This window comes from Amycolatopsis tucumanensis (assembly GCF_021654135.1).
GTDB lineage: Bacteria > Actinomycetota > Actinomycetes > Mycobacteriales > Pseudonocardiaceae > Amycolatopsis_E > Amycolatopsis_E tucumanensis.
In genome coordinates this window covers 1-3,823 of record NZ_JAKGSD010000121.1, presented here as the reverse complement: position 1 = coordinate 3,823, position 3,823 = coordinate 1, and the positions used below count along the sequence as shown (strand labels likewise).

Annotated in this window: 6 protein-coding genes; 2 read left to right on the top strand and 4 right to left on the bottom strand. The window is 69.7% G+C overall.

Annotation, left to right across the window (positions count from 1 at the left end; genetic code table 11):
- Nucleotides 1–49: 49 nt before the first annotated feature.
- The 3 genes from L2C96_RS44010 to L2C96_RS44000 form a co-directional block, all read right to left on the bottom strand.
- Nucleotides 50–880, bottom strand: a complete 831-nt coding sequence (locus L2C96_RS44010) for a PaaX family transcriptional regulator (protein WP_255346897.1) — start codon at nt 878–880, stop codon at nt 50–52.
- A 115-nt stretch (nt 881–995) separates the two neighbouring features.
- Nucleotides 996–1,223 (bottom strand): hypothetical protein, encoded by a 228-nt coding sequence (locus L2C96_RS44005; RefSeq protein ID WP_020421556.1) that lies wholly within the window; start codon nt 1,221–1,223, stop codon nt 996–998.
- A gap of 118 nt (nt 1,224–1,341) precedes the next feature.
- Nucleotides 1,342–1,767: a winged helix-turn-helix domain-containing protein gene (locus L2C96_RS44000; RefSeq protein WP_237340308.1), complete on the bottom strand. Its 426-nt coding sequence runs from the start codon at nt 1,765–1,767 to the stop codon at nt 1,342–1,344.
- A gap of 46 nt (nt 1,768–1,813) precedes the next feature.
- Between L2C96_RS44000 and def the strand changes: the two genes are divergently transcribed.
- Entirely contained in the window at nt 1,814–2,461 is a 648-nt protein-coding gene (def, locus tag L2C96_RS43995) for a peptide deformylase (protein WP_237340307.1), read from the top strand.
- On the opposite strand, the gene pepE is transcribed toward def, so the two are convergent.
- Nucleotides 2,430–3,140, bottom strand: coding sequence for a dipeptidase PepE (gene pepE, locus L2C96_RS43990; protein ID WP_020421553.1), 711 nt, complete (start codon nt 3,138–3,140; stop codon nt 2,430–2,432). The two genes, def and pepE, sit on opposite strands and share 32 nt — an antisense overlap.
- Nucleotides 3,141–3,234: 94 nt before the next feature.
- Between pepE and L2C96_RS43985 the strand changes: the two genes are divergently transcribed.
- Nucleotides 3,235–3,666 carry a TIGR03667 family PPOX class F420-dependent oxidoreductase gene (locus L2C96_RS43985; protein ID WP_237340306.1) on the top strand — a complete coding sequence of 144 codons (432 nt, stop codon included), beginning with the start codon at nt 3,235–3,237 and terminating at the stop codon, nt 3,664–3,666.
- Nucleotides 3,667–3,823: the final 157 nt, after the last annotated feature.

The window sequence follows — 3,823 nt, the reverse complement described above, 5'->3', positions numbered from 1 at the left end:
ACAACCAGCAGCATCCCAGCCACCAACCGCGATCTTTGTCAGACACGCCCTAGGCCGCTTCTTCCTCGCTCACCAGCGTGTCCCAGTGGCGCTGCGCGACCGGCCGCCATTCCACGTGCCTGCGGTGGAACAGTTCGGCCGCCTTGGCGCCGCTCCAGCCGTCGGGCAGCAGGCGGCCCGGCAGGCGCGGGTCGAGGAACGGGAAGCGCCGCCACTCGTGCACCAGGCGGGTCTGCGCGTGCAGCACCGCCTCGCCCGACTCGGGCGCCAGCGCGGCGAACTCGTCGATGAAGTCCTCGTAGCGCTCCTCCAGCGCCGTCAGGTCCCACGCCCGCGCGACCATCGCGTCCTCGTCGCCGATCCGGCCGTACGACGCGACGAACGACATCGCCTCCGCGTCCAGACCCAGCTCACGCACGATGGAGTTCGCCTCGTCCTGGCGGCTCGGGTCGGGGCAGATCCACACGCCGGGCGTCGGCGACCCGAACCCGGCCCAGGTCAGCCGCGTGCGCAGGCTGTGCCGCAGGTCCCGCTTCGTCTCGGGCACCGACACCAGCAGCATCAGCCACGTGCCGTCCCACGGGGTGTCCGCGCGGCCGAAGCCGTAGATGCGCTCGGCGCCCTCGGTCAGCAGCCGCCGTCCCGGCGCGGTCAGCGACCAGCGCACGCGCCGGCCCTGCCGCTGCGACACCAGCCAGCCCTCGGCCGCGGTGCGGGCCAGGGCCTGGCGGGCCGACTTCTCCTCGACGCCGAACATGCCGAGCACGTCGACGAGGGTGGAGGTCCACACCGGGCGGTCGCGGGGCAGCACGAACTCGCCGAGCACGGTCATCAGCACCGACCGCGCGCTCGTGTGGCTGACCTCGCGCCGCCTGCTCACGGTGGGGCGGGCCGTGGTGTCCGCGATCGCGCTCACCTCCCCGCACAAGCTGACCTCGACGCCATTGGCGTTGCTCAGGTTAGCCCACCCGGCACAGTTCGCCGTGCGCGGTAGGTCAATGGAGGAAATACGACAGGTCCTGCACCAAATCCCATTCGGCGCGGCGGGCCTCCGGTGGGCCCGTCCACGGTTCGTGAATGATCTGCTCGTCGCGGGCGCATTGCCCGCAAAGCGGGTGGCCCTGCGCGTCGAAACACCATTCCTCGTCGGCGGGGGTCTGCTCGTGGGGAACGAGGCAGCCGAAGCAGCTGTCCGCGGGGCGAAAATCGATGTGCGTTGTCATGATCGCATCCCGTCGCTCGCAGTTGCACCATGGTAGGCACGGGCCGGAGCGGTCACGAAGCATCGTCATCCGAATGTAGCAAACGGTTGTCTCGGCTGCTGAAACTCCGTTGAACCTTTTATTGACGGGTGCGGTTCACGGGCGCCAGAAACGCGGAGAAATTGACTTCGACCGGCCGGGAATCGGGATCCCCGGATGCGCGTTCCGGAAAACGCTTGATCAATTCTCGCACGGATGCGGTGAGTTCCGCCAGCTCGTGCGGAGTCAGGTGCAGGACGGCCGAGAAGCTTTGATCGTCCGGGTCCGGGGATTGCGCGGAATCCCAGCGCAGCCGCCACGGCTTGATTCGCCCCCGGCCGCGCGGCGCCTCTTCGATCAGGCCTGCCCGCGCGAGCTGCCGCAGGTGGAACGAGCACAGGCCGGAGCTGTACCCGAGGCGGCGGGCGGCCTCGTTCGCGGTGACGGTGCCCAGCTCGGCGAGCAGGTCCAGAAGCGCGACGCGGACGGGGTGGTCGGGCAGCTTCGACTCGGGTCGGTTCTCCACTTTGCAAAGTGTGCTACTTTGCAAAGTGCTTTGCAAGGAGGGGTGCATGGCCGTCTACGTGCAGGGGCAGCCGGTCGGCGACTGCCCGCGGGTGCTGCCGGAAGCCCGACGCGGGACGCCGCGGCGGATCACCGAGATCGGCGAGGAGATCCTGGCACGACCGTGCCGCGCGGCGGCGGAGTTCGGCACGCCGGAGCTGTCGGCCCTGATCGACGACATGTTCGCCACGCTGTACGTGGCCGAGGGCGCCGGCCTTGCGGCCAACCAGGTGGGCGTCGACCTGCGACTGTTCGTGTGGGACTGCTGGGACGAGTACGGCGACCGGCACATCGGCCACATCCTCAACCCGGTGCTCGACGAGGAGCCCGTCGACAGCAGGCGGCTGATCGAGGCGCCGGAGGGTTGCCTGTCCGTGCCCGGCCCGTACGCGAAGCTGCCGCGCGCCGACCACGCCGTCGTGCGCGGGGTCGACCAGGACGGGCAGCCGCTGGTCGTCGAGGGCCGGGGTTACTTCGCGCGGTGTCTGCAGCACGAGACCGACCACCTCGGCGGCGGCCTCTACGTGGACCGGTTGCCGTTGCGCAAGCGCAAGTCGGTGCTGCACGACATGGCCAAGTCGCGCGACGAGGTCCTGGCCCGCCGCGCCGAGCTGGCGGACGAGCTCAGGCGATCTCGCACGCTAGAAGGTCGCTGAGGTCCGCGTCCGGCCGCAACTCGGCGGGCTCGGAACCGCGGCGGAACAGGCGGGCGCCGGCGTCGTCGCCGCCCAGCGTGAGGGACCGGTCTTCGCGGCGCAGCCAGGTGCCTTCGCGCATTCCCAGCACCGGCACGTCGTTCTCCTCGAGGAACTGCTCGATGCGCTCCTCACGGGTCTCGCCCATGTGTGTGGATCCCGGCTGCGGGTCGAGGTAGTGCGGGTTGATCTGGAACGGCACGAACCCGGCCGCGTCGAACGTCGGCGGCTGCACGATCGGCATGTCGTTGGTGGTGCGGATGGTGGGGCAGGCGACGTTCGTGCCCGCGCTCGATCCGATGTAGACGGTGCCGTGCGCGACGCGGTCGCGGATCGGGGCGAGCAGTTCGCGGCGGTACAGTTCGCGCAGGAGCCGGAACGTGTTGCCGCCACCGGTGAACACGGCCTGCGCGGAGTTCAGCAACCTGATCGGATCGTCCTGGTGGGCGCCGGCGACCTCGATGCCGAACGGGGCCAGCGCCTTGGCGACGATCGCCGTGTACCCGTCGTGGTCGGCCAGCGCGAACGGCACGAACACCAGGCGGCGCACGTCCTGGAGCACTTCGCCCAGCGCGTCGGTCGCGTGCTCCAGGTATCCGCGTCCGGGCGCGGTCGAGTTGGACAGCAGCAGCAGACGCATCGATGATCCTTTCCGGCGCTCGATCCCCGAATGCCTATCACGGGCGGTGCGTGGAGTTGCGCCGGAAGTGAGCCCGGCCACTACGCTGGCGGACATGGCAGGTGACGTGCTCCCCGACCCGTCCAGCCCGTTCGGGCAGCGGGTGCGCGAACGGCTCGAGCACGAGCGGGTCGTCTGGCTCACCACGACCGGCCCCGACGGCACCCCGCAGCCCAACCCGGTGTGGTTCGTGTGGGACGACGGCGGCTTCCTGGTCTACAACCTCGCGCACGCCAAGCGGCTGTCCCACATCCGCGACCGGCCGCAGGTGACGCTCCACTTCAACAGCGACGAGCAGGGCGGGGACGTCGTGGTGTTCCGCGGCCTGGCCCACCCGGCCGACACGCTGCCCCCGGCCCACGAGAACGCCACGTACGTGGCGAAATACCGGGAGGCGATGGAGTCGGTCAGCGGCAGCCTGGAGGAGTTCTCGAAGACGTATCCGCAGGTACTGCGCGTGCAGGTGAACGCGGTACGCGGATATTGAGGTCTGTGAACACAAGGTAGCTGGGTGGTCATCCCGTCGCCTGACACGTGACGATCACCTTGAGCCAGGGCCGCAACCTGCGCTGGGTCCGGCGGCCGAAAGCACAAAGCTTGCGGCCCTGGCTCAAGGTGATATGCACAAACCGGAAGGCGACGGG